Below are 23,443 nucleotides of genomic sequence, written 5' to 3' on the forward strand. Positions count from 1 at the left end.
CGACGACAGGCAAGAGGATCTCATGAAGGTGACCATCGACCAGGACAAGTGTGTCGCTTCCGGACAGTGTGTGGTCGCCGCCGCGGACGTGTTCGACCAGCGCGACGAGGACGGCATCGTGGTGCTGCTGAACCCCGACCCGCCGGCCGAGCAGGCCGCCGACGTCCGGCACGCCGCGGTGGTCTGCCCGGCGCTGGCCATCCACATCGAGGACTGACGTCCACCTGAGGCCACCTCGACCGACCGAGGTGGCCTCCCCTGACCAGCAGGTTTATCCGGTTCGCCGTTCGGTAGACGACCCTGTGAAGAACGGGGGCCGACTCGTCATGAACCAGCCAATCCTGCGCGCCGGGGCTCGAGGCGCGATCGGTGCCATGGCGATGTCCGGTCTCAGGCAGTTCTCCACCGCGCTCGGCCTGGTGGAGAAGGTGCCGCCGGAGGCCGTGCTGGAACGCACCACGCCCCGGCTGTTCCGCCGCGTCCCGCCCGATCGGCGCCCCGCGGTCGTCGAGCTCATGCACTGGTCGTACGGGGCGGCGGGCGGCGCGATCTTCGGGGCGCTGCCCGAGTCCGTACGCCGCCGGCGGTGGGCCGGGCCCGCCTACGGCCTGTTGTTCTGGGCGGTCTTCCAGGCCGCCATCGCGCCCATGCTCGGCCTGCCGCACAAGGACAGGGCCCGTCTCACCGAACGCCTGTGGCTGCTCGGCGACCACCTGCTGTACGGGATCGTGGTGGCCGCCTCTCCCTGGCCGCACCGCGACCACTGACCGCGCGCGAGCATCCGGACTACGGGGTCAGGCTCTCGGCCTTGAGCGGCTGCCACCAGGCGCGGTTGTCGCGGTACCAGGCGACGGTCTCGGCCAAACCGGTCTCGAAATCCTTGCGGGGCCGGTAGCCCAGCTCGGTGCGGATCTTGGTGCAGTCGACCGAGTAGCGCAGATCGTGGCCCTTGCGGTCCTCGACGTACGAGACCTGGTCCCAGCCGGCGGCACATGCCTTGAGGAGCAGGTCGGTGAGCTCCCGGTTGGTGAGTTCGGTGCCGCCGCCGATGTTGTAGATCTCACCGGGACGGCCGCCGGCGCGGACCAGTTCGATGCCTCGCACGTGGTCGTCGATATGCAGCCAATCGCGGCTGTTGCCGCCGTCGCCGTACAGGGGAACCGGCCGGCCGTCGAGGAGGTTGGTGACGAACAGGGGGATGATCTTCTCCGGAAAGTGATGGTGGCCGTAGTTGTTGGAGCAGCGGGTGACGCGTACGTCGAGCTCGTGGGTGCGGTGATAGGCGAGGGCGAGCAGGTCGGAGGCCGCCTTCGAGGCTGAGTAGGGGGAGCTGGGCCGTAGCGGATCGGACTCCAGCGAGGAGCCCTCCGGGATCGAGCCGTAGACCTCGTCGGTGGAGACGTGCACGAAGGTCCCCAGCCCGCTGCGGACCGCCGCGTCGAGCAGGGTCTGGGTGCCGGCCACATTGGTCCGCACGAACTCGGTCGCACCCATGATGGACCGGTCGACATGGGATTCGGCGGCGAAGTGGACCACCTGGTCGTGTTCGGCGACGAGCGGGTCGACCAGTCGCTCGTCGCATATGTCGCCTTGGACGAAGGCGAATCTGTCGCTCGTGCGCACCTGGTCCAGATTCGCGGGGTTGCCCGCGTAGGTGAGTTTGTCGAGGACGGTGATCCGTGTGTCGCCGTCGGTTTCGAGCAGGGTGCGCACGTAGTGGGAGCCGATGAATCCGGCGCCCCCCGTGACCAGAATCCTCATCGCAAGATCTCCTACCTGATCCCGAGCGGAGTCGCCGTGCGTCGCTTCACGATCTGCCTTTCGCCATGGAAACCATATCGCCGGTAAACCGTGCGCAACCGTTTAGCGGCCGACATAGGGGGGCACCGGGGGCGGGGTAGGGGGCAAATGAGGGTTGTCTTGGAGTCCATTCTGATGTGATCCGGTGTGATGCTCAGGGAACGAATATCGATTCTGGCTACCCGGTTTTCCCCTGAGGAAGGGTATTTCGTGAAAGGCATAATTCTGGCCGGCGGGCACGGCACGCGGCTGTACCCCATTACCCTCGCGGTCTCGAAACAGTTGCTGCCCGTGAACGACAAGCCGATGATCTATTATCCCTTGTCGGTGCTCATGCTCGCGAATATCAGAGAGATCCTGGTGATCTCCACCCCGGAGGACCTGCCGAATCTGGCGCGCCTGCTGCGCGACGGCTCACACCTCGGACTCGACATCACCTACGCCCGCCAGGACGAGCCCGTCGGACTGGCCGACGCCTTCATACTCGGCGCCGACCATATCGGCGACGATTCGGTGGCGCTGGTGCTCGGCGACAACATCTTCCACGGATATTCGTTCTACGACATCCTCCAGGAGAACACCGCCGACGTGGACGGCTGCGTGTTGTTCGGCCATCCGGTCAGCGATCCCGAGCGCTACGCCATCGCCGAGATGGACTCGCTCGGCAGGCTCGTCTCCATCGAGGAGAAACCCGCGCATCCGCGCTCCAACTGCGCCGTCGTCGGCCTTTATCTCTACGACAACGACGTGATCGACATCGCGAAGAATGTCCAGCCGTCCGCCCGTGGGGAACTCGAGATCACCGACGTCAACCGGGTCTATCTCGACCGGGGCAAGGCGAAATTCGTCGAACTCGGGCGAGGGTTCGCCTGGCTCGACGCGGGCACGCCCGACTCCATTCTGCAGGCCAGCCAGTACGTGCACATGCTGGAGGGGCGGCAGGGCGTACGCATCGCCTGCATCGAGGAGATCGCGCTGCGGATGAACTACATCGACGCCGAGGCCTGTCACCGCCTCGGCGAGGAGTTGCTCCCGTCCAGCTATGGCCGGTACGTCTGCGCCCTCGCCGCCGAATTCGGCCACGCGCCGCAACCGGCCGGCGCATTCTCCTAGAGATCGTCCATCAGAGATCGTCGACGGCCGGCCGCCGGCCACGATCATCGGAGGTACCCGACATGACCGTTCCCTCCTTCAACGGCTCCTCGTCCGCCGTGCCGCCTCGCTCCCGGCGCGAACCCGTGGAGGTCGCGCTCGAGGGTGGCCCCGCCGATGTTCCGCGAACCCTCCACGTCATGCACGACGTGGTCTCAGCGGGAAAGATAAAGATTCCGCGCAATGGTGGATACGAGCATTTCGAGCGGGTCAGCGTATCCGTGGATTCCGCCGACCCGCCGATCTTCCGGTGGACCACCCGCACCAAAGTGGCCGAATGAGTATGGCCGTGTCTCACAGCGCCTTTCGCAGATCCGGCTCCTGTCCAGCCCGGCCGGCCTTCTCCCTCTCCTCAACGTCCCCCTCCTCGATGAAGACGGCGACCCCGTCGAGCAGGCGGCGAATGCTGAACCAGAGCCATTCGTCGATGTGGGCCACTTCCTCCTGCCTCTCCACCAGGCTCGACAGCATGGGGAAGTGGCCGGATTCGAGAATCTCCGACAGCATCGGCATCTTGGCCGCGCGCCACTGCCGCGTGGTGACTCCGGTCCGCCGTTCGGCCTCCCATTCGCTGACACGAAGCAGGGCGGCCCCTTGTACCTGAGCGCTTACCGCGATGGTCACCCAGTGCATCATCACCGGATCGAGACCGAGACCGTCCAGGGCGTCCATGGCCCGTTCGAGGTCGGCCAGAACGTTCGGCCCGAGCGGCGGCTGCGGGGTCGCGATGACCTGCAGCACCCACGGATGCCGGGAATAGAGCCGCCACTCCCGCAGCGCGGACAGTTCGAGCCGGGACCGCCAGTCGGCCGGGGCGGGCGTCAGATTCTTGTCCTCGCCGTGTACGCGATCGACCATCAATTCGATCAGCGCGTCCTTGCTCGTCACGTATCGGTACAGGGACATCGTGCCCACGCCGAGCTCGGTCGCCACCCGGCGCATGGACAGCGTCTCCAGACCCTCGGTATCGGCGATCTCGATGCCGGTGCCCACGATCCGTTCCAACGTGAGCCCTTCGCGAGGTGCTCGCGGAGCGGGTTCGGGCTTGGGTGGCCGGTTGTCTTCTCTGACGGGCTCGGGGAGAGGCGCTTCGGAACAGGGCCGTGCGCGCGCGGCCACACGCGCTCTATATGCCCGAGCCTGGCACGACCGCGAACAATATCGCGGTCGTCGCCCCCGAGGTGCGGCACACAGCGGGCTGCCGCATTCTGCGCAGGTGAGCATCTGGCCTCACAGATTTTGTCACGCGCATCTTGATATCTGGTGAAATTCTATCACATGAGTTCGTGATGAAATTGACCGCTAAGCGTGATGGAACGCGCGGAGGCTCCGCCGAAAAGGCGTGATATATATCCGCCAATGCCGCTTTGCCGGAATTTATTGCCCGGTTCGTGTCCTAAGTCCGGCCGGAGGCGGAGATGAGTACGTCGTATGCACTCATACACGGTATCTGAGGAGTGTGGGATGGAAACGGAGTCAAAGATCGCCGGACGACGAGAGTGGATAGGACTGTCAGTTCTTGTCCTGCCCGTCCTGCTGATCTCCATCACCGTCACGGTCCTCTACTTCGCGCTGCCGTTCCTCAGCGCGGATCTCCAGCCGAGCGGGGCCGAGCAGCTCTGGATCGTCGACATCTACGCCTTCTGGCTGGCGGGGCTGCTGATCGTCATGGGCACGCTCGGCGACAGGATCGGCCGCCGGCGCCTGTTGCTCATCGGCGCCGCCGTCTTCGGGATCACGTCCGCCGCGGCCGCCTACGCGCCCAGCGCCGAGATGCTCATCGTCCTGCGTGCCCTGCAAGGGGCGGCGGCCGCGACCCTCATGCCGTCCACCCTGGCGTTGATCCGCAACATGTTCCACCAGCCTCGGCAGCGCCGGCTGGCCATCGCGATCTGGGCCGCCGGCTTCTCCGGGGGCAGCGTGCTCGGCCCGATCGTGGGCGGGTGGATGCTGGAGAGATTCTGGTGGGGCTCGGTGTTCCTGATCAACGTGCCGATCATGCTCCTGCTGTTGGTGCTCGGGCCGATCCTGCTGCCGGAATATCGCGATCCGCAGGCCGGCCGGCTCGACATGGTGAGCGCCGCACTGACGCTGGTAGCCGTGCTCCCGATCGTCTACGGAGTGAAGGACATCGCCGAACAGGGCCTGAGCTCGACCGCCGTGCTCGGCGTCGTCGTGGGCCTGGCCGCCGGCGCCTCGTTCGTCTGGAGGCAGCGCACGCTGACCGACCCGATGCTCGATCTGCGCCTGTTCGCGGACAAGGGGTTCGGCATCTCGCTGATCACCAGCACGCTCGCCATCTTCGCCCTCATGGGGCTGTTCTACTTCATCGCGCAATACCTGCAACTGGTGCTGGGGCTGCGCCCGTTCGTCGCGGGGATACTGACGTTGCCCGCCGCGGGCATGGCCCTCGTCGGATCGATGCTGGCTGTGGTGGTGGTGCGATGGGCGCGCCCCGGGTTCGTCATCGGCGGCGGCATGCTGCTCGCGGGTGCGGGGTTCGCGGTGCTCTCACAGCTCGAAGGGGAACCGGGCATCCAGATACTGGTGATCGGCCTGGGGCTGCTGGGCGCCGGACTCGGCGCCGTTCAGGCGGTGGCCTCCGATCTGGTCGTCACGGTGGCGCCGGAGGAGCGGGCCGGCTCGGCGTCGGCGGTGCTTGAGGCCGGTACCGAGTTCGGCGCCGCCCTCGGCGTCGCGGTCCTGGGCAGCCTCGGGCTGGCGATCTACCGCTGGTCGTTCGACGTTCCGGCCGGGCTGCCCCCTGAGGCCGCCCAGACGGCGCGCGAAACGCTCGGCGGGGCGGTCGAGGTGGCCGCCCAGCTTCCGGAACAGGCGCGGGCGGCCCTGCTCCATACAGCGCGTACGGCCTTCACCGAGGGCATGCGGGTGGCCGCGATCTCGGGTGCGGTCGTCCTGGTGGCCACGGCCGTCATGGCCGCGATCCAGCTCCGGCACGTGACCATCGAGGAGAACGCCGATCAGGCGAGCTGAGTCAGCGTAGTTCCACATAGGAGAACTGCGCGGGCAGGTCCCTTCGGCCACGGACGTTGAGCTTGCGGTAGATCCGGGTCAGATGCTGCTCGACGGTGCTGACCGTGATGTAGATCTTCCGGGAGATCTCCCGGTTGGTGTAGCCCAGCGCCGCGAGGGAGGCCACGCGCTGCTCGGCGTCGCTCAGCAGGCCCATGCTCTCGGTGTCCTCCGTCTCCTGCTCGGCCGGATCGTCCTGCCGTACCGCCCAGCGCAGCGGTTCCGCCTGGCACTCGTCGGCCACCCGGTCGGCCCAGTAGCCGATCATCCGGGCCTTGTGGAGCTCGCCGATCTCGTTGAAGGCATGGGTCAGGTCGACGAGCGCGTAGGCCATCTCCAGCCGGTCTCCGGCGCTCTGGAGCATGTCGACGGCCTCCCTGAGCAGAGCCGGCCGCTTCTTGAGGTCGCCGGTGCCGGCCAGCAGTCGGAGTGTGGCCCCCTTCGCTCTGAGCGAGTCGGCGCCGGGCAGGTCGTACGGTTCCTCGAGGAGGGCTCGCGCCTGGTTCGGCTGGCCCATCTGCATGAGCGCGGCGGCCGCGCCCTGGCGCCAGGGCGCCAGCACGGGTGTGTCGAGGTTCCAGGCGCGCATGAGCCTCCCGCAGCTCAGGAAGTCGTTGAGAGCCGCGTGCGAAAGGCCCGTCGCCAGGTGGAAATAGGCCCGTGCCTGGAGATAGTGCAACCCGAACCGGCTCTGATAGATCGCCGCGGGGATGGGATGTCTGAGCAGTTGGGTCGCGACATCGAACTTCCCCATTTCGGTGTTGGTGCGGATCAAGGCGGCCAACGGCAAGCCGATATGAATCCCCATACTCCGACTCGGTAATACATTCAGTGCGATAGAGGCATATTTATGGGCAATCGCTAGATCCCCCTGGCGAATGGCGATGTGCGCTCGGAGGCCGGCCAGCACGGCCCGCCAGGTGGGGGAGCGTCGCTGGACGGCTTCTTCGAGCAGGACATCACAGAGTGGGGCCGCTCGATCCGCCTGATCGGAGTAGAGCAGGGTGAAAATGGAGGATTCCACGGCTTCAAGATTCGCATCGTCCAGCGTGGCGGACTGGAGGACGCGTTCGGCGGTCGCAATCTTATGCTCGTCCTCCTCCGTTCTCAGAAAACCGGACAAAAGGGCGGCTCCTTGCAGCTGCCATACGCCGGCTGCCGGTTTGGCGGTGTCAATAGAGGTGTCCGCCGCATCGAGCAGAAGCGGGGGAAAGGCCGAAGCCAGCCACTGATGAGCGACGCCGAGCCGGAAGAGGGTCTCCTTCTCGCCGGATTCGGCGGCCATGGCGTTCAGCCGCCGCAGCGCCTCTGCGGCCTCCTCGAGCCGCCCGTGCCACAGGAAGAACCTCAGCAGCATGCGGACGTCTTCGAACCCGAGGTGGCCCTCTCGCGCCATCGCCATGAGCGGGTCGAGGTGCTGGGCGGTGGCCGCGGGATTGACCAGCCACTCAGTCCGCGCGAGCGAGGCCCGCAGGGCCGCCCGCCGCGCGTCGTCGTGACACAGGTCGATCGCCAGTCTCAGGCATTGGATGGCGAACTCGTGCTCGTCGTTGAGCAGCGTCTGGTCGGCGGCTTCGCGCAGCTCCATCATCGCCCAGGGCTCCAGGCCGTCGGCGGCGTGGATGAGGTGCTCGGCGACCGCGGTGCTGGCCGCTCCCTCCGTGTGGAGGAGCTGGGCGGCGCGCCGGTGCATGTCCTTGCGCTGCTCGGGGTCGAGGTCGTCGAGAACGGCCGACCGGGTCTCCGGATGGCAGAAGCTCGCTCCATCGACGATACCGACGGCGGCGAGATAGTTGAGAGTCTGCTGAACGGTCGCCGGCGGAAGTTCCAGCAATTCGGCCAGCAGGTTCGGAAAAGCGAGATCGCCGAGTACGGCGAGGCCGCGGGCGGTGCGCAGCGAGGTCGGGTCGGTGCGATGCAGGAGGGCGCGCACCGACCGGGAGAAGGCATCTCCAATGACCAGCGAATGCGATTCGCCCGACTCGTGCAGGTAGTCCTCGACCAGCGCCTCGACGAGCAGCGGATTGCCACCGCCGGCCTTGTGGAAATCCGGGCCGAGTTTCTCCGCCGTCTCCTGGTCCATGGACTTGCAGAGCATCTTGGTGACGCCCTCCCGGGAAAGCGTGCCCAGTCTCATGTGCCGGCAGTGCGGATGGCGCATCAGGTCTATCTCAATAAGCGGATCCATCCCCTGTGGATTCTCGGTCGCCGTCACCACGACGAATACATTGGCATTGTTGAGCCGTTGTACGAAATTAAGCAGGAGCTGCCATGACAATGCGTCCGAATATTCGACGTCGTCGACGGTGATGAGCACCGGCGAGCTGGTGGAGAGCTCCAGGACTATCGACCACAGCCCCTGTACGGTGTGCAGCCAATCGGGATTGTGCGGCGACTCGCCGATCGACTTCGCGCTGAAGGCGGCCTCCTCGATCAGCCGGGCCGCCTCCGAGGCGTGCTCGATCGGCAAGGCCGCGCTGTGGAAGCTCTGACTGGCCATCCCGAGCGGAAGTGTGCGGTCGGTCCGTGAGCAGGTGGCGCTCAGCCAGGTGATGCCGGCCGCGGCCGCGCGCTGGCTGAAGGTGTAGGCCAGTTCGGTCTTGCCGACCCCGGTGGGTCCCGTGATCACCATGACCCGGCCTTTGCCGTGAATGCAGTCCCTTAGCAGATCGTCCAGATCTGTGATTTCGTGGTCACGCTCGATGAGGGTCATCGTCTTTCTCGTTCGCCCCCTTACGCCAGTATGAGGGGTCGTGCTCGTCTCAGGCCCTGGCACGAACCCTTTCTTATCATTCTCGTACCGCCGCCACGCCGCCTGTCAATACATTCGGACAAAACTCGGGAGTTTCGCGGATTTCATCACGTCGGGGTCCGCTATTTCATCACTTCGTCACGGATGCGCCTGCGGAAACGAAACCCCCCTTGGCGCCCCTTACCCGACGGGCAAAACCTAGGGGTGTGGCCTAGCCTGCGCGTCCGGACTGAATGAGTTATTCTCCTGTTCATCGTAAAGATAGCAGGGTGGAATGTGCACGGCTGTTGGCGGTGGGTAAGGGATTTCACACGCCGGTTCGGCCAAGGTGAATCAGCGAGTTCCCGCGGATATAGTCCACAGCTTTTCTTGGTTTAACCCGGTCCGAAACGATCGAGAAAGGGATTGCCGTGAGTGACGCGGTAAACACTGATGAGGCCTGGATCCGGCGTTATCATCCTTCGCCCGAGGCGTCGTCCGTACTCGTCTGCCTGCCGCACGCCGGCGGCGCGGCCAGCTTCTATTTCCCGGTCTCGGGGATGACGCCGCCGTCGGTGGAGGTCCTGGCGGTCCAGCTCCCCGGCAGGCAGGACAGGCGCGGTGAGCCCGGCGTCGAGAGCATCGGAGAACTGGCCGATCGCGTCGTGGAGACGTTGCGGCCGTGGACCGGTCTGCCCGTGGCGCTGTTCGGGCACAGCATGGGCGCGACCGTCGCCTTCGAGGTGGCCCGCAGGCTTGACCGGAGTGACACGGCCCTGCTGCTGGGGCTGTTCGCGTCGGGGCGGCCCGCGCCATCGGTGCTCCGCCCCGCCGGTCCTCAGCGGCGGTCGGACGAATGGCTGCTGGGCGAGGTGCGCACGTTAGGCGGCACCCACGCGCAGGTGCTGGGCGACGACGAGTTCGTCCGCGCGATACTGCCCGCGCTGAGGAGCGACTACCGGGCGCTGGACACCTATCGCTACCTGCCCGGGCCGAGACTGTCCTGTCCCATCTTCGCTCTCAGAGGCGAGGAGGATCCCAAGGTCAGTGTCGATGAGGCCCGGGCATGGCGCGACCACACCGCGGCGGGATTCGAGCTGCGTACCTTCCCCGGCGATCACTTCTATCTCGTGGATCACGCGAGGGAGGTCATCGCCCTCGTCGTCGACCGGATGCGCGGGGCGCTGCGAGCCTTCGATCAGCGGGTCTAGGAATAGTCGTAGAACCCGCGGCCGGACTTCCTGCCCAGCAGCCCGCCCTCCACCATGCGCAGCAGGACCGGTGGCGGTGAGTAGCTCGGCTCCTTGAACTCGTCGTACAACGCGTCGGCGATGGAGGCCACCGTGTCGAGCCCGATCAGATCGGCCAGGCTCAGCGGGCCCATGGGATGGGAGCAGCCCAGCACCATGCCGCGGTCGACGACCTCCGCGGAGGCGAACCCGGACTCCACCATTCTCATGGCCGCCAGGAGATAGGGGATCAGCAGGGCGTTCACCACGAACCCCGCGCGGTCGGCTGACTGGATCACCTGCTTGCCGAGCGTCGCGGTGACGAACGACTCGGTCCGGACCTTCGTCTGATCCGTCGTCAGCAGCGACCCGGTCAGCTCCACCAGCGAGAGCACGGGCACGGGGTTGAAGAAATGCACACCGATGACCTGGCCGGGCCGGCCGGTCGCGCGCGCGAGCCTGATGATCGGAATGGACGAGGTGTTGGACGCCAGGATGGCGTCGGGGAGTTCCACGATCTTGTCCAGCGCGCCGAACAGGTCGAGCTTGGTCGACTCCTGCTCGGGGACGGCCTCGAAGACGAGCTGCCGATCGCCGAGATCGTTGAGGTTGGCGGTGAAGACGACGCGTGCCATCGCCGCGTCCCGCTCCTCCTCGGTGATCGTCCCTTTGCGCAGGCCGCGGTCGAGTGACTTGAGCAGGCGACGCCGTCCCGGGGGCACGGACGCCTCTGTGGAGACCGCGATCCGCACGTCGAGGCCCGCGCGGGCGCACACGTCGGCGAGGCCGGAGCCCATCACCCCGCAGCCCACGATGCCGATCCTGTCGAACTGGGTCATCTCGCCTCCTGTGGCGCTCTGGCCGTCCAGCGGAGCAGGCAGGCGCCGACCGACATGCCGCCGCCGAATCCGGCGAGCAAGACGAGATCGTCCTGTTTGAGGATGCCTGACCGATTGGCCACGTCGAGCGCCACGGCCACCGAGGCGCTGCCCATGTTGCCGTACCGCTCGACTATGCGTGGGGTGTGCGTGCCGGTGAGGCCGCAGCGCTCGACCAGCTCCGTCATCAGGCGACCGTTCGCCTGATGGGGGAAGAACGCATCGATCTCGTCCAGCCCGAACCCGGTGCGGTCCACCAGGCTTTTCATCGCGGGCGGCACGTGCTCCAGCACGAACTCCGTGACGCCGCGGCCGTCCATTCTGAAGTAGTGCTCGCCGTCCGCGACGGTCTGGTGGGATGCCGGGTGCCGGCTGCCGCCCGCCTTGATGCCGATGAGCCGGTGGGCGGCGCCGTGGCTCGACAGCTCGAAGTCGATGAACCCCGACGGCTCGGGCACCGCGCCGACGATGGCGACGCCGGATCCGTCCCCGAACAGGACGGAGGTGCGGCGGTCGGAGAAGTCGAGCTGCCTGGAGTACAGATCGGCGCCGACGACCAGGGCGTAGGTGTCCGGGCGGCGCGCGATGAGACCGTCGGCGATGGCGAGGCCGTACACGAATCCGCTGCAGACGACGTTGATGTCGAAACAGGCGGCGGAGTGCGCGCCCAGCGCGTCCTGCACGAGATAGGACGTGGGCGGCTGGGGGGAGTCGCCGGTGGAGGTCGCCACGATGATGTAGCCGATCCGGCCGATGTCGATGTCGCTCCGCTTCAACGCGTCCAGGCAGGCCTGTACGGCCAGGTCCGAGGTCGCCTCGTGCGGCGCGGCGCGACGGCGGGACTCGATCTGCGTCTTGCGGAGGATCCACTCCGCGTCGACGCCCGCCTGGCTCGCCAGGTCCTCGTTGGCGATCTCTTCCGCGGGGAGATACGAACCGGTCGCCAGGATCCCGGTCGAGTGTGCGGCCGCTGTCTGAGCCACTGTCAGATCCGCCTTTTCCTGGAAGCCACGCCTATGCCGGCGTCGAGGAGGTGGGGGTGGCGTCCACCAGGTGGCGCAGCGGGTTGAGGCGGTCCGCGCCGACCTCGGCGCGCCGCGCGGGATCGGTGACGCCCATTCCGGGCTCCGGCGCCATGCAGAGCACGCCGACCTTGCCGATGTGGCCGTTGGTCTGCACCAGCCGGGTGGCTTCCGCGACCTCCTCCAGCGGGTAGACGGTGGACAGGGTCGGCACCACCTGCCCGAGGTCGAACAGCCGCACGCACTCCCGCACCTCCTCCAGGTTCGCCCCGTGGCTGCCGATGATGCGCTTGAGGTGCATCCAGAGGTACCGGTTGTCGTAGTAGTGCTGGTAGCCGGTGCTGGAGCCGCAGGTGACGACCGCGCCGCCGCGACGGACCACGAACACCGAGATGCCGAACGTCGCCTTGCCCACGTAGTCCATGACGATGTGCGGATCCTCCCCGACCGCCGAGCGGATGGCCTTGCCCAGCCGCTTTCCCAGCGTGATCGTCTGCTCGGGCGTCATCTCGACGTCGTCGGTCATGCCTATCTCGTTGCGGTTGATGACGACGTCGCAGCCGAGACTTCTCAGGACCTCGGCCTTCGACTCCGAGCCGACGACTCCGACGGGTATGCCGCCGCCGTTCTTGACCATCTGCACGGCGTACGCGCCGAGACCGCCGGCCGCGCCCCAGATGAGGACGACGTCGCCCTGCTTCATGCGGGCACCTCGGGGGCTGACCAGCATGCGGTAGACCGTTCCCGCGCACAGCGTGACGCAGGCGGCCTCCTCCCAGGTCAGGTGGGCCGGCTTGGCCGCCAACTGGCTGGCCCGGGCCAGGGTGTAGTGCGCCAGGCCGCCGAAGTTGGTCTCGAAGCCCCAGACCCGCTGCTCGGCGCCGAGCATGCCGTCGGCGTGCGTGGCCGGCTCCTGGTCGTCGGCCTGGATCGGGCTGATCACGACGTGATCGCCGACGCGCCAGCGTCGCACGCCCGCGCCGACCGCGACGATGACCCCTGCCCCGTCGGAGCCCAGCACGTGGAACGGCTGGTCGTGACGCGCCGCGAACGCGCTCGTCCGGCCGAACCGCTTGAGGAAGCCGAACGTGGGCAACGGCTCGAACGTCGCCGACCAGACGGTGTTGTAGTTGATCGAGCTGGCCATGACCGCCACCACGACCTCGTCCGGCGCGAGTTCGGGCATGGGCACCATGCCGACGCGCAGCGATTTGCGGACGTCCTTGTCGTCCATGCCGGTGAACATCTCGGTGTCCTCCACCCGGAGGTAGGAGGCCGGATACTCCTTGGGCAGCGGGATCTTCGTCAGCTCGCCGGGTGTGGCTCCGCCCAGCAAGGCGTCGGCCATGGGATCCATGTCACTCCTTAGTCTTAAAGCGGGATGTTCCCGTGACGGCCACGGGTCGCCGACGCCGCGGCGAGCGCCATGGCGAGCTTGGGCCGGGTCTGCGCGGGGTCGATCACTTCGTCGACGACGCCCAGGTCTACGGCGCGGGCGACGCCTCCTGCCACGCGGGTGTGCTCGGCGACGAGTTGCCGCCGAAGTTCCGCGCGCTCGTCGTCGTGCGCGGCGGCGAGCCGCTTCCGGTGCAGGATGCCCACCGCCGCCTCCGCGCTCATCACCGCGATCCTCGCCTCCGGCCAGGCGAACACCGCGGACGCGCCGAGCGAGCGGGAGTTCATGGCGATGTACGCCCCGCCGTACGACTGGCGCGTGACCAGCGTGACGCGGGGGACCGCCGCCTCGGCGAAGGCGTGCAGCAACTTGGCGCCCCGCCGGACCACGCCACCCCATTCCTGGGTGACGCCGGGCAGGTAACCGGGAACGTCGACGATCACGATCAACGGAATGCCGAACGCATTACACATGCGGACGAATCGCGAGGCCTTCTCGGCGCTCAGCGAGTCGAGGCAGCCGCCCATGCGCAGCGGGTTGTTGGCGATCACGCCGACGCTCCCGCCGCCCAGGCGGCCGAGGCCGACGACGATGTTGGCGGCCCAGCGCGGCTGCAGCTCCACGAAGGGAGTGCCGTCGTCGAGGATCTCGCGTAACAGCGGGCGCACGTCGTAGGCCCGCCGCGCCCGCTCCGGCAGCAGCGATCGCAGGTCCTTTCCGCCCAGCGCGGCGCGGGGGTCGACGCGGGAGCGGTGGGCCAGCAGCAGGGTCACCCGCCGGGCGGACTCGTAGGCGTCGCTCTCGGAGTCGACCACGATGTGCGCCACGCCCGACTTGCGGCTGTGCGTCTCGGCTCCGCCCAGCGACTCCATGTCGATCTGCTCACCGGTGACGGACCGCACGACGTCGGGGCCGGTCACGAACATCCGGCCGGCCTTGGCCATGATCACCACGTCGGTGAGCGCCGGACCGTAGGCGGCGGCTCCCGCGGCGGGGCCGAGGATGACCGAGATCTGCGGCACCCGCCCGGAGGCGCGGGTCATCGCGGCGAACATCCGTCCGACGCCGTCCATCGACTCGACGCCGTCCGCCAGCCGGGCGCCGCCGGAATGCCACAGGCCGATCACCGGGCAGCCTTCGCGCACCGCCATGTCGATGGCGGCCACGATCTTCTCGCAGCCCGAGGAGCCGAGCGCGCCGCCCATGATGGCCGGGTCGGTGCAGTAGGTGACCACCTGGTGGCCCGCGATGCGGCCCATGACCGCGGACACGCCGCTGGCGTCGGGGTCATGCAGTGGCGTCACCGAGTCGGCGTCGAGCAGCCGGGCCAGCCGTACGGCCGGCGCGCGCTGGTCGAGCGGAAAGTGTTCCTGGGTGATCGGCGGGGTGGCGGTCAACGCGGTCTTCCGTTCGCATTCAGGGTGGAAAAGATTGTTTCCCGCATGTTTCCTACCTCCAGCGCCAACGCTGAGGACTTATCGTATGGATTCCAGCAGAACTGCTGGAAAATAGGCTTATCCATGCTCTATCTCCACACAACCCTTACGAGTCCCCCTATGTGCCCTATAGCCTTGCCGAGGGAGGCAGAACGCCGGCCTCCCGGTGCCGTTCCCGGTCGCCGCGCCGGCGGGCGGAGCCGCCGTCGCGGCGCTCGCGTCCGCACGTCAAGCCCCGTGCCGCTCCGTATCCGGGTCGTCCCACCGGAAGGCGCCGACCCTGCGCAGGGGGAGTGAGTCGGAAAAGAATGGCTTTATCGCATATTGCGCCATAGTTGCCGCTAGGGGGGCCGGTAGGGGTTGATTCGCGCGTCTCCAGCGGCCAATCATGGTGCCGTCATTTCGACGTACGGCACCATTTCCTATGCCTGAAAGGTCAGCACATGGAGATAGCCGAGCTTGGAGTCGAGAGCGCCTTTCTGATCACGCCGGACGTTCACTCTGACCACCGGGGGCTTTTCCTCGAAGTGTTCAGCCAGCCGGTGTTCGAGCGGGCGGTGGGTCATCGGCTGTCTGTCGCCCAGCTGAACTGCTCGGTGTCCCGGCGCGGGACCATCCGCGGCATGCACGCCATCGCGCTGCCGGGCCAGGCCCGTTATGTCACCTGCGCCCAGGGGGGCATCGTCGACATCGTGCTCGACATCCGGGTCGGCTCGCCGACGTACGGCGCTCACGTCGCGGTAGAGCTGACCGCCGCGAACCGGCGGGCCCTGTATCTGGCGGAGGGGCTCGCGCACGGGTTCGCGCCGCTGACCGACGACGCCACCGTCGTCTACCTGTGTTCGAGCACCTGGTCTCCGGGCGCGGAGGTCATCATCAACGCGCTGGACCCGGAGCTCGGCCTGCCCTGGCCCACGGAGCCTGGCCCGGTGCAGTCGGACAAGGACGCGGCGGCGCCGTCCCTGCGGGAGGCCAGGGAGCTCGGGCTGCTGCCCACTCTGGCCGAGTGCCAGGCGCGGTACGCCGAACTCGCCGATCTCACGTTGGCGAGGTGACGGTGATGATCCCACTGTTCCGGGTGGCGATGTCTCCTGAGGCGCCGGCCAGGGCCGCCGAGGTCCTCGGCAGCGGCAGCATCGGCCAGGGAGCCAAGGTCGAGGAGTTCGAACGGGCCCTCGCCGGCCGGGTCGGCCGGGACGAGGTGGTCACGGTCAACAGCGCCACGGCGGGCCTGCACCTCGCCCTGCACATGGTCGCCCGCCAGGATGACGACGACGACGGCGAGGTGCTGTCCACGCCGTTGACCATGGAGGCCACCAACTGGGCGATCCTGGCCAACCGGCTGCGCATCAAGTGGGTGGACGTCGACCCGGCCACCCTCAACGTCGATCTGGACGACCTCGCACGCAAGATCTCGCCGAAGACGCGAGCCATCATGATCGTGCATTTCGCCGGTTATCCGGTCGACCTCGACCGTCTCCGCGCGATCATCGACCTGGCCGAGGCCAGATTCGGGTTCCGGCCACCGGTGATCGAGGACTGCGCGCACGCGTGGGGCGCGACCTACGGCGGCGCGCCCATCGGCAGCCACGGCAATCTGTGCGTGTTCAGCTTCCAGGCCATCAAACACCTGACCTGCGGCGACGGGGGCGCCCTCGTCCTGCCGAGCGAGGAGCTCCGGCGGCGCGCCACGCGGCTGCGCTGGTTCGGCATCGACCGGACGGCCGACCGGCTCCGCAACGCCCCGGACGTCACGGAGTGGGGCTTCAAGTTCCACATGAACGACATCAACGCCTCGATCGGCCTGGCCAACCTGCCGTGGGCGGACGACGTGCTGGCCCGGCACCGGGACAACGCCGCCTTCTACGACCGGGAGCTCGCCGGCGTCCCCGGCCTGGAGCTGACCGAGCGGGCCGCCGATCGCCGGTCCTCCTTCTGGATCTATCCGATGAAGGTGGAGGACCGCGACGGCTTCATCAAGCGCATGGACGAGGCCGGGATCATGACCAGCAACGTGCACGAGCGGAACGACCTGCACACGGCCGTGCGCCCGTACTCCGCCCTGCTGCCCGGCCTCGACCGGGTCGCTCCCCGCGTCGTGTGCGTTCCCGTCGGCTGGTGGGTCACCGAGGAGCAGCGCACGCACATCGCGGACACCATCAGGCGGGGCTGGTGACCTCGCCCGCCGCTCTCCAAACCAAGGGCACGGTGCCGTTCGGGGAGCACAAGACCTGGTACCGGGTCACCGGCACGCTGGGCGCGGGCCGGCCGGCCGTCGTCGTCCTGCACGGCGGACCCGGCAGCACGCACGACTACCTGGTCGGCCTCGCCGCGCTCGCCCAGCACGGCTGGCCCGTCGTGCACTACGACCAGCTCGGCAACGGCGGCTCCACGCACCTGCCCGACAAGGGGGCCGAGTTCTGGACTCCGCAGCTGTTCCTCGACGAACTGGACAACCTGCTGCTCAGGCTCGACCTCCGCGACGACTACGTGCTGGTCGGGCAGTCGTGGGGCGGCATGCTGGCCGCCCTGCACGCCTCGGCCAGACCGGAAGGCCTGCGCGGCCTGGTGGTCGCCGACGCCCCCGCCTCCTACCGGCTGTGGCTGCGGGAGATGCGGGTGCTGCGCGGCCGGCTGCCCGACGGCGTCGACGAGACGTTGCGCCGCCACGAAGCCGCGGGCACGACCGATTCGCAGGAGTACTTCGACGCGATGATGGTCTTCTACAACAGGCACGTCTGCACGCTGGACCCGTGGCCGCGCGAGTTCGTCGCCACGTTCATGGAGATCTACAACGACCCGACGGTCTACTACGCGATGAACGGGCCGAGCGAGTTCCACGTGATCGGCTCGCTGCGTGACTGGGGCGTGGAGGACCGCGTCGCGGACATCGAGGTGCCCACCCTGCTGATCTCCGGGCGGCACGACGAGGCCACGCCCGCCACCGTGCGACCGTACTTCGACCTCATCCCCGACGTGCGGTGGGAGGTCTTCGAGGAGTCCAGCCACACGCCGCACCTGGAGGAGCCCGAGCGGTTCAGGCAGGTGCTGATCGAGTTCCTGAAAGGTCTGGGTTAGTGAAGTGGACATGCGGACCGCGATCGTCTTCCCCGGCATGGGACCTACCCGGTTCTCCGATGTCGCCTCGTTCATGCTCGGTAACCCCGCCGCGCGGCGCCTGGTCGCGCTCGCCGACGATGTGCTCGGCTACTCGCTGGCCGACCGCTTCCGCGATTCCGGCGCCGACTACTCCGAGGCGGCACAGGTGGCGTTCCTGGTGAACTGCCTGGCCCTGGCGGAGTGGGCCGAGCAGACGCTGGACGTCAACCCGCACCTGGTCGCGGGCCCGAGCTTCGGCGGCAAGGCGGCCGCCGCCTACTCGGGCGCGCTGTCGTTCTCCGACGCCGTGCGCATGACCGCGGGTCTGGCGCGCTGCGCGGACGACTACTTCGCGCACGAGCACCGGGACATCGTCACCTGCTCCTTCGTCCGCGTGCCCGAGGCCCGGCTGGCGGACCTGCTGGCGGAGCTGCGCGAGCGGGGCGAATGGCACGACGTCTCCTGCTACATAGATCACGACTTCTTCATGGTCTCGCTGCGGGAGCGGCAGGTGGAGTGGCTGGAAGGGCGGGTCCGGGCGATCGGCGGGCTGCCGCTGTACACGATGCGGCCGCCCATGCACTCGGCCGCCTTCGGGCCGCTGCGCAGGAGGGCCGAGGAGGAGGTGTTCGGTGAGCTGCGCTTCACCGACCCGCGGCTGCCGGTCGTCGACGATCACGACGGGACGCTGCTGACCGGCGCGGCGGGGGTGCGAGCCATGGTGCTCGACGGCTTCGTCCGGCCGCTGCGCTGGCCCGAGGTGGTGGCCACGCTGCGGCGGCTCGGTGTCACGAAGCTCTGCGTCAGCGGCCAGGACGCCATGTTCGGCCGGGTGCCGATCACCACGCGGAACTTCACCGTGGTCCCGGTGAACCCGAGGATGGCGGTGCCGCCGCGGCCGTCGGTGCCCTCGGCCTGACGAGGCCCGCCGGGCCTCGTCAGGCGCCGGCCGGTCAGGCCGCGGAGATCCCCGAAAGGACCGTCCAGAGCGTGCCAGGAGTCTCGAACGTCTCCTTCGTCAGCGCGTCGTCCTTGAATCGCACCCCGTACGCCTCCTCAAGGGTGGCCAGGAGTTCGACGATGCCCAGCGAATCGAGGCCGAGGCCCGGCAGATCCGCATTTTCGAGGAGCTTCTCGGTGGCGGGCAGAAACGGCAGATGCGGCCGCAGGAGTTCTTCGAAGCGTGCATCCCACATGACAGTTGATTTCCTTTCTCAGTTTACCGAGAAAAAGCCTACGGCGCTGACGTTATCCGGCAACAATGTGAATGTCCATAATGGTGGATCAGATGAATGCAGATTATCCGCGACCCCTCTATGCGCAATTCCTGCGCGGCCTGGCCATGGCCCCCGACCGGCCCGCCTTCCGGGTCGGCCCGGACACGGCGACCTACGCGGAGCTCCACCGGGCGGCCCTGCGCTGGGCGGGCTTCCTGCTGCGGTCGGCGCCGGGCCGGCCCGGCGCCGTGGGGGTCCTCGCGGACAAGGGGGGCACGGCGTACGCCGGCATCCTGGCCGGCCTCTACGCGGGAGCGGCGGTCGTGCCGCTCCAGCCGGACTTCCCGGCGTCCCGGACACGCCAGATGATCGAGGCCGCCGGGGTGTCGGCGCTGATCGTCGATGATCGCGGCCAGAAGCGGGCGGAGGACCTCCGCGCCCAGGGAGTGGACGTGCCGGTCCTTTCGCCCGACACGCTCGGTGGCGGGCGGGCCCTCGCCGCGCCGCGGCCGGTCGACGCCGCCGACGTCGCCTACGTGCTGTTCACCTCGGGGTCGACGGGCCGGCCCAAGGGGGTGCCCATCACGCACGGCAACACCGCGCACTACTTCCGGCTGCTGGCCGGACGCTACGACTTCACCCCCGATGACGTGTTCTCGCAGACCTTCGACCTGACCTTCGACTGCGCGATGTTCGACCTGTTCTGCGCCTGGGCCGCCGGGGCGACCGCAGTGGGGGTGCCGTCGCATGCGTACGGACACCTGCCGGAGTTCCTGGCCGAGCAGGGGATCACCGTGTGGTTCTCCACCCCCAGCGCGATCCCGCTGGTCCGCAGGACCGGTGGGCTGGCGCCGGGGGCGCTGCCGACCCTGCGCTGGAGCTTCTTCGCCGGAGAGGCGCTGAAGTGCGCGGACGCCGTCGACTGGCAGCGCGCGGCGAGCGACTCCGTCATGGAGAACCTCTACGGCCCGACCGAGCTGACGATCACGATCACCGGTCACCGCTGGTCCCCGGAGACCTCACCGGGCCGCTGCGTCAACGGCCTGTCCCCGATCGGCAGGGTGCATCCCGGCCACGGCCACCTCCTGGTCGACGACGCTGGCCGGCCCGTCCGCGACGAGGGCGAGCTGTGGATCACCGGGCCGCAGCTGACACCGGGATACCTCGATCCGGAAGACGACAAGGGCCGGTTCATCGAAGGGGACGGCCGTACCTGGTACAACACCGGCGACCGCGTCCGGGTCGCGGACAATGGCGAGCTCGTCTATCTCGGCCGCGCCGACGCCCAGGTGCAGGTGCACGGCTGGCGGGTGGAACTGGCCGAGATCGATCACGCCGTGCGCGGCGTGGCCGGCGTGGTGGACGCGGTGACGGTGAGCGCCGAGAACGACGGCACCGCCGTACCCGTCGTGTTCTACACCGGGAATCCGCTGGCGCCCACCGATTTCACCACCCGGCTCATCGAGACGCTGCCGGCCGGAATCGTGCCACGGCACTATCGCCATCTGGACGAGCTGCCGCTGAATCCCAACAGAAAAGTCGACCGGGCCGGTCTGCGCGCGCTCGCCGCGGGTCTGGTACAGAAACGCGGGCGCGCCCAGGAAGGGGGAGGGGCGCTTTAGGGGGGCGGTAGGGGTCTATTTGAAATAGGGATTCGAGATAACTTTTCAGTGATTCGATATTCGCTGATATTCCTTTCCCACATAGGCGGGAGGACGATATTGGACGGGACGCGGTTCCTTCGATCAGGCCTCATCCACGAGCTGCTCGACGAGGCCACCAACGCGAGACCGGAAGGGCTCGCGGTCCGCGACGCGCACGGTGCGTGGAGCTACCGGCGGGTCGACGAGCTCAGCCGCGCCGTCGTCGGCTGGCTGGCGGCCAACGGCGTCGGCCCGGGCGATCGGGTCATCGTTCAGCTGCCCAACCGGCGCGAGACGGTACCCATCGTCTACGGCCTCTCCCGGCTCGGCGCCGTCTTCGTGCCGCTGCACCCCGACATGAAGGCCTTCCATCTCCGCTCCGTGCTGGAAGACGCGGAGCCCAAGCTGATCATCGGTGGCGGCGAGACCATGCACGACCTCGCCACGGTGCCGGTGTACGACCTCGGCGACTTCTGGACCGAGGTCGAGGAGATGGCGGGGTGGCCGGACGCGTACGAGCCGGGCAAGATCCTGCCCTCGGACGTCGCCATCCTCATCTACACCTCGGGCAGCACCGCCGCCCCCAAGGGCGTGATGTGCCCGCACGCGCAGGTCACCTTCGCCGCCTCGGCCATCAACGCGGTGCTCGGATACGGCCAGGACGACGTGGTCTTCTGCCGGCTGCCCATGTCCTTCGACTACGGCCTCTATCAGATCTTCCTCGCCACGCTCGGCGGCGCCGAGCTGGTCCTGGCCGAGGAAGGAGCCGACCTGACCCTGCTCGGTCAGCTCCGCGAGTCCGGCGCGACCGTCGTGCCCGTCGTCCCCTCACTGGGCGGCATGATCGCGACTCTGGCCCGGCGGGCCAGCCAGGCCACGCCGAAGGTACGGATGTTCACCAACACCGGGGCCGCGCTGCCGGAGGCGACCATCCGAAGCCTCCGCTCCTGCTTCCCCGGGGCTCAGGTGGTGCGCATGTACGGCATCACCGAATGCAAGCGCGTCACGATCATGGAACCGGAGCTGGACCAGGAACGCCCCGGCGCGGTCGGCCGTCCGCTTCCCGGCACCCGGGTGGTGATCGCGGACCCCGAGGGCCGGTCACTGCCGGCCGGGGAGACCGGGGAGATCGTGGTGGCCGGTCCCCACGTGATGGCCGGCTACTGGCGCGACCCCGAGCTCAGCGCGCGCGCCTACCGCCCCGACAAGGCCACCGGTGAGATCCGCCTGCACACCGGCGACTACGGCCGGCTCGACCAGGACGGCTACCTGTACTTCGAAGGCCGCCGAGACGACATGTTCAAACGCAAGGGCACCCGGATGAGCACGGTCGAGATCGAGGCGGCCGCCATGGACATCCCGGGTGTACGCGCGGCCGTCGTGCTGCCCCCGGCCGAAGGACACGACCTCGTCGTGTTCGTCGAGGCCGACCTGACGCCCAATTCCGTGCTGCACGCGCTGAAGCAGCGGCTCGAACCCGCGAAGGTGCCCGCCGCCTGCCGCGTCCTGCCGCGCTTCCCGCTGACGCTCAACGGCAAGAACGAGCGGAAACAGATGGCCATGCTGCTCATTGGAGGCGACGCGTGAACTGGTACACCGAGCTCGTCGCCCGCTACGGCTCCCCGCTGTACGTCTACGACCTGGACCGCGTCACCGCCGCGCAGGCGGACCTGCGCCGCGCCCTGCCCGACGGGTTCTCGCTGTTCTACTCCTTCAAGGCCAACCCGCATCCGGAGATCGCGCGAGCGCTGCGCGACGGCGGAGCGCTCGCCGAGATCAGCTCGACCGGTGAGCTGAACGCGGCGTTCGCCGCCGGCTTCGACGGCTCCGAGGTGCTCCACACCGGACCGGGCAAGACCACCGAAGAGCTGGCGGTCGCCGTCGACGGCGGCGTCCGCATGTTCTCCGTCGAGTCACTCACCGACCTGTGGCACGTCGGCGAGGTCGCGACCAAGCGCGGCGTGATCGTGGACTGCCTGCTACGCGTCAACAGCGCCGAGCCCGGCGCCGCCACCAGCATCCGGATGACCGGCGCGCCCTCCCAGTTCGGCTTCGACGACGAGACGCTCCCCGGCCTGATGCCGCAGCTCCGGGCGGTGCCCGGCACGCGGCTGGCCGGAGCGCACCTGTTCTCGCTGAGCAACTCCAAGGACGAGGAGAGCCTCGTCGCCGAGTTCGCGCACACCATCTCGGTGGCCGCCCGCCTGAAGCGGGACACGGGCCTGCCGATCCGGTTGCTGGACATCGGCGGCGGATTCGCCGCCCCGTACCTCGCCTCGGGAGAGCGGCCCGTGTACGGCGGGCTCCGCGCCGGGCTGGAGACCGTCCTGGACGCGCGCTTCCCCGGCTGGCGGGCGGGCACGCCCGAGATCGCCTGCGAGTCCGGCCGCTACCTGGCCGGCGACTGCGGCCGGCTGGTCTGCACGGTGGTCAACGTCAAGGAGAGCCGCGGCCGCAGATTCGTCATCCTGGACGCCGGCATCAACACGCTCGGCGGCATGTCGGGCCTGGGCAGGCTGCTGCCGGTCTCGGTGGAGCTCGACGACGCCGCCTTCGACGGCGAGCGGCAGCCCGCGACCCTGGTCGGCCCGCTCTGCACCCCCGGCGACATCCTCGCCAGGAACGTGTCCCTGCCGCCGCTCGAACCCGGCGACGTCGTGTCCATTCCCAACGCGGGGGCCTACGGGATGACCGCGAGCCTGGTGATGTTCCTGGGCCACCCCGCGCCCATCGAGGTCGTCGCACGCGGTCACCAGGTGGTGTCCGTCTCCCGGATCGAATTCAACCGCAAGTACGAGTGAGCGGAG

General features: G+C 68.3%; 21 protein-coding genes. 13 read left to right on the plus strand and 8 right to left on the minus strand.

The features are described from left to right. Nucleotides 1-22: 22 nt before the first annotated feature. Nucleotides 23-217, plus strand: coding sequence for a ferredoxin (locus KLK06_RS33220; protein WP_214638909.1), 195 nt, complete (start codon nt 23-25; stop codon nt 215-217). A 109-nt stretch (nt 218-326) separates the two neighbouring features. Further along, entirely contained in the window at nt 327-767 is a 441-nt protein-coding gene (locus tag KLK06_RS33225) for a hypothetical protein (RefSeq protein WP_250906179.1), read from the plus strand. Between the two features lie 19 nt (nt 768-786). On the opposite strand, the gene rfbB is transcribed toward KLK06_RS33225, so the two are convergent. Continuing rightward, nucleotides 787-1,761 carry a dTDP-glucose 4,6-dehydratase gene (gene rfbB, locus KLK06_RS33230; RefSeq protein WP_214638908.1) on the minus strand — a complete coding sequence of 325 codons (975 nt, stop codon included), beginning with the start codon at nt 1,759-1,761 and terminating at the stop codon, nt 787-789. 249 nt (nt 1,762-2,010) lie between these two features. Between rfbB and rfbA the strand changes: the two genes are divergently transcribed. Next, nucleotides 2,011-2,913: a glucose-1-phosphate thymidylyltransferase RfbA gene (rfbA, locus tag KLK06_RS33235; protein ID WP_214639020.1), complete on the plus strand. Its 903-nt coding sequence runs from the start codon at nt 2,011-2,013 to the stop codon at nt 2,911-2,913. A gap of 62 nt (nt 2,914-2,975) precedes the next feature. Continuing rightward, entirely contained in the window at nt 2,976-3,233 is a 258-nt protein-coding gene (locus KLK06_RS33240) for a DUF5988 family protein (protein ID WP_214638907.1), read from the plus strand. 13 nt (nt 3,234-3,246) lie between these two features. Here KLK06_RS33240 and KLK06_RS33245 read toward each other — a convergent pair whose 3' ends face one another. Beyond that, nucleotides 3,247-3,957, minus strand: a complete 711-nt coding sequence (locus tag KLK06_RS33245) for a TetR/AcrR family transcriptional regulator (RefSeq protein WP_214638906.1) — start codon at nt 3,955-3,957, stop codon at nt 3,247-3,249. Nucleotides 3,958-4,416: 459 nt separating this feature from the next. On the opposite strand from KLK06_RS33245, the gene KLK06_RS33250 reads away from it, so the two are divergent. Then, nucleotides 4,417-5,946, plus strand: a complete 1,530-nt coding sequence (locus tag KLK06_RS33250; protein ID WP_214638905.1) for an MFS transporter — start codon at nt 4,417-4,419, stop codon at nt 5,944-5,946. A 1-nt stretch (nt 5,947) separates the two neighbouring features. Here the strand turns inward: KLK06_RS33250 and KLK06_RS33255 are convergent, their stop codons facing one another. Then, nucleotides 5,948-8,698 (minus strand): LuxR family transcriptional regulator, encoded by a 2,751-nt coding sequence (locus tag KLK06_RS33255; RefSeq protein WP_214638904.1) that lies wholly within the window; start codon nt 8,696-8,698, stop codon nt 5,948-5,950. A gap of 449 nt (nt 8,699-9,147) precedes the next feature. Between KLK06_RS33255 and KLK06_RS33260 the strand changes: the two genes are divergently transcribed. Further along, complete coding sequence (locus tag KLK06_RS33260; RefSeq protein ID WP_214638903.1) at nt 9,148-9,927, plus strand: thioesterase II family protein; 780 nt, start codon at nt 9,148-9,150, stop codon at nt 9,925-9,927. On the opposite strand, the gene KLK06_RS33265 is transcribed toward KLK06_RS33260, so the two are convergent. From KLK06_RS33265 to KLK06_RS33280, 4 genes are read right to left on the minus strand one after another with little or no spacing between them, the layout of a single operon-like run. Further along, the gene (locus KLK06_RS33265; protein WP_214638902.1) at nt 9,924-10,784 is read right to left on the minus strand and encodes a 3-hydroxybutyryl-CoA dehydrogenase; all 861 of its coding nucleotides are present in this window, start codon (nt 10,782-10,784) and stop codon (nt 9,924-9,926) included. The genes KLK06_RS33260 and KLK06_RS33265 overlap by 4 nt on opposite strands. Beyond that, on the minus strand, nt 10,781-11,806 hold the full coding sequence (locus tag KLK06_RS33270; protein ID WP_214638901.1) for a 3-oxoacyl-ACP synthase III family protein: 1,026 nt from the start codon (nt 11,804-11,806) through the stop codon (nt 10,781-10,783). The genes KLK06_RS33265 and KLK06_RS33270 overlap by 4 nt, the downstream gene beginning before the upstream one ends. Before the next feature lie 31 nt (nt 11,807-11,837). After that, nucleotides 11,838-13,202: a crotonyl-CoA carboxylase/reductase gene (gene ccrA, locus KLK06_RS33275; RefSeq protein ID WP_214638900.1), complete on the minus strand. Its 1,365-nt coding sequence runs from the start codon at nt 13,200-13,202 to the stop codon at nt 11,838-11,840. 14 nt (nt 13,203-13,216) lie between these two features. Beyond that, complete coding sequence (locus KLK06_RS33280; RefSeq protein ID WP_214639019.1) at nt 13,217-14,620, minus strand: acyl-CoA carboxylase subunit beta; 1,404 nt, start codon at nt 14,618-14,620, stop codon at nt 13,217-13,219. Nucleotides 14,621-15,120: 500 nt separating this feature from the next. Here KLK06_RS33280 and KLK06_RS33285 point away from each other — a divergent pair, with 500 nt between their 5' ends. From KLK06_RS33285 to KLK06_RS33300, 4 genes are read left to right on the plus strand one after another with little or no spacing between them, the layout of a single operon-like run. Continuing rightward, on the plus strand, nt 15,121-15,732 hold the full coding sequence (locus tag KLK06_RS33285; protein ID WP_250906176.1) for a dTDP-4-dehydrorhamnose 3,5-epimerase family protein: 612 nt from the start codon (nt 15,121-15,123) through the stop codon (nt 15,730-15,732). 5 nt (nt 15,733-15,737) lie between these two features. Continuing rightward, on the plus strand, nt 15,738-16,853 hold the full coding sequence (locus KLK06_RS33290) for a DegT/DnrJ/EryC1/StrS aminotransferase family protein (protein ID WP_214638899.1): 1,116 nt from the start codon (nt 15,738-15,740) through the stop codon (nt 16,851-16,853). Further along, on the plus strand, nt 16,850-17,755 hold the full coding sequence (locus KLK06_RS33295; RefSeq protein ID WP_308168503.1) for a proline iminopeptidase-family hydrolase: 906 nt from the start codon (nt 16,850-16,852) through the stop codon (nt 17,753-17,755). Before KLK06_RS33290 ends, KLK06_RS33295 begins: the two co-directional genes overlap by 4 nt. 10 nt (nt 17,756-17,765) lie before the next feature. Next, the gene (locus tag KLK06_RS33300) at nt 17,766-18,695 is read left to right on the plus strand and encodes an ACP S-malonyltransferase (protein ID WP_214638898.1); all 930 of its coding nucleotides are present in this window, start codon (nt 17,766-17,768) and stop codon (nt 18,693-18,695) included. A gap of 34 nt (nt 18,696-18,729) precedes the next feature. Here KLK06_RS33300 and KLK06_RS33305 read toward each other — a convergent pair whose 3' ends face one another. Beyond that, the gene (locus tag KLK06_RS33305; protein ID WP_214638897.1) at nt 18,730-18,972 is read right to left on the minus strand and encodes a phosphopantetheine-binding protein; all 243 of its coding nucleotides are present in this window, start codon (nt 18,970-18,972) and stop codon (nt 18,730-18,732) included. A gap of 92 nt (nt 18,973-19,064) precedes the next feature. On the opposite strand from KLK06_RS33305, the gene KLK06_RS33310 reads away from it, so the two are divergent. The 3 genes from KLK06_RS33310 to KLK06_RS33320 all read left to right on the plus strand — a co-directional run bounded on the left by KLK06_RS33310 (nt 19,065) and on the right by KLK06_RS33320 (nt 23,437). Continuing rightward, nucleotides 19,065-20,615 carry an AMP-binding protein gene (locus KLK06_RS33310; RefSeq protein WP_214639547.1) on the plus strand — a complete coding sequence of 517 codons (1,551 nt, stop codon included), beginning with the start codon at nt 19,065-19,067 and terminating at the stop codon, nt 20,613-20,615. Between the two features lie 99 nt (nt 20,616-20,714). Continuing rightward, on the plus strand, nt 20,715-22,223 hold the full coding sequence (locus KLK06_RS33315) for an AMP-binding protein (protein ID WP_250906175.1): 1,509 nt from the start codon (nt 20,715-20,717) through the stop codon (nt 22,221-22,223). Next, nucleotides 22,220-23,437 (plus strand): type III PLP-dependent enzyme, encoded by a 1,218-nt coding sequence (locus KLK06_RS33320; RefSeq protein WP_214638895.1) that lies wholly within the window; start codon nt 22,220-22,222, stop codon nt 23,435-23,437. Before KLK06_RS33315 ends, KLK06_RS33320 begins: the two co-directional genes overlap by 4 nt. Nucleotides 23,438-23,443: the final 6 nt, after the last annotated feature.

It is taken from the genome of Nonomuraea sp. NEAU-A123 (genome assembly GCF_018603905.1).
Classification (GTDB): Bacteria; Actinomycetota; Actinomycetes; order Streptosporangiales; family Streptosporangiaceae; genus Nonomuraea.

What these genes read in the sequence shown, in the direction of transcription:
- KLK06_RS33305 (WP_214638897.1), bottom strand. Translation starts at nt 18,972, where the DNA reads ATGTGGGATGCACGCTTCGAAGAACTCCTGCGGCCGCATCTGCCGTTT.
- KLK06_RS33255 (WP_214638904.1), bottom strand. Translation starts at nt 8,698, where the DNA reads ATGACCCTCATCGAGCGTGACCACGAAATCACAGATCTGGACGATCTG.
- KLK06_RS33220 (WP_214638909.1), top strand. Translation starts at nt 23, where the DNA reads ATGAAGGTGACCATCGACCAGGACAAGTGTGTCGCTTCCGGACAGTGT.
- KLK06_RS33290 (WP_214638899.1), top strand. Translation starts at nt 15,738, where the DNA reads ATGATCCCACTGTTCCGGGTGGCGATGTCTCCTGAGGCGCCGGCCAGG.
- KLK06_RS33265 (WP_214638902.1), bottom strand. Translation starts at nt 10,784, where the DNA reads ATGACCCAGTTCGACAGGATCGGCATCGTGGGCTGCGGGGTGATGGGC.
- KLK06_RS33240 (WP_214638907.1), top strand. Translation starts at nt 2,976, where the DNA reads ATGACCGTTCCCTCCTTCAACGGCTCCTCGTCCGCCGTGCCGCCTCGC.
- KLK06_RS33225 (WP_250906179.1), top strand. Translation starts at nt 327, where the DNA reads ATGAACCAGCCAATCCTGCGCGCCGGGGCTCGAGGCGCGATCGGTGCC.
- ccrA (WP_214638900.1), bottom strand. Translation starts at nt 13,202, where the DNA reads ATGGATCCCATGGCCGACGCCTTGCTGGGCGGAGCCACACCCGGCGAG.
- KLK06_RS33310 (WP_214639547.1), top strand. Translation starts at nt 19,065, where the DNA reads ATGAATGCAGATTATCCGCGACCCCTCTATGCGCAATTCCTGCGCGGC.
- rfbB (WP_214638908.1), bottom strand. Translation starts at nt 1,761, where the DNA reads ATGAGGATTCTGGTCACGGGGGGCGCCGGATTCATCGGCTCCCACTAC.
- KLK06_RS33300 (WP_214638898.1), top strand. Translation starts at nt 17,766, where the DNA reads ATGCGGACCGCGATCGTCTTCCCCGGCATGGGACCTACCCGGTTCTCC.
- KLK06_RS33285 (WP_250906176.1), top strand. Translation starts at nt 15,121, where the DNA reads ATGGAGATAGCCGAGCTTGGAGTCGAGAGCGCCTTTCTGATCACGCCG.
- KLK06_RS33250 (WP_214638905.1), top strand. Translation starts at nt 4,417, where the DNA reads ATGGAAACGGAGTCAAAGATCGCCGGACGACGAGAGTGGATAGGACTG.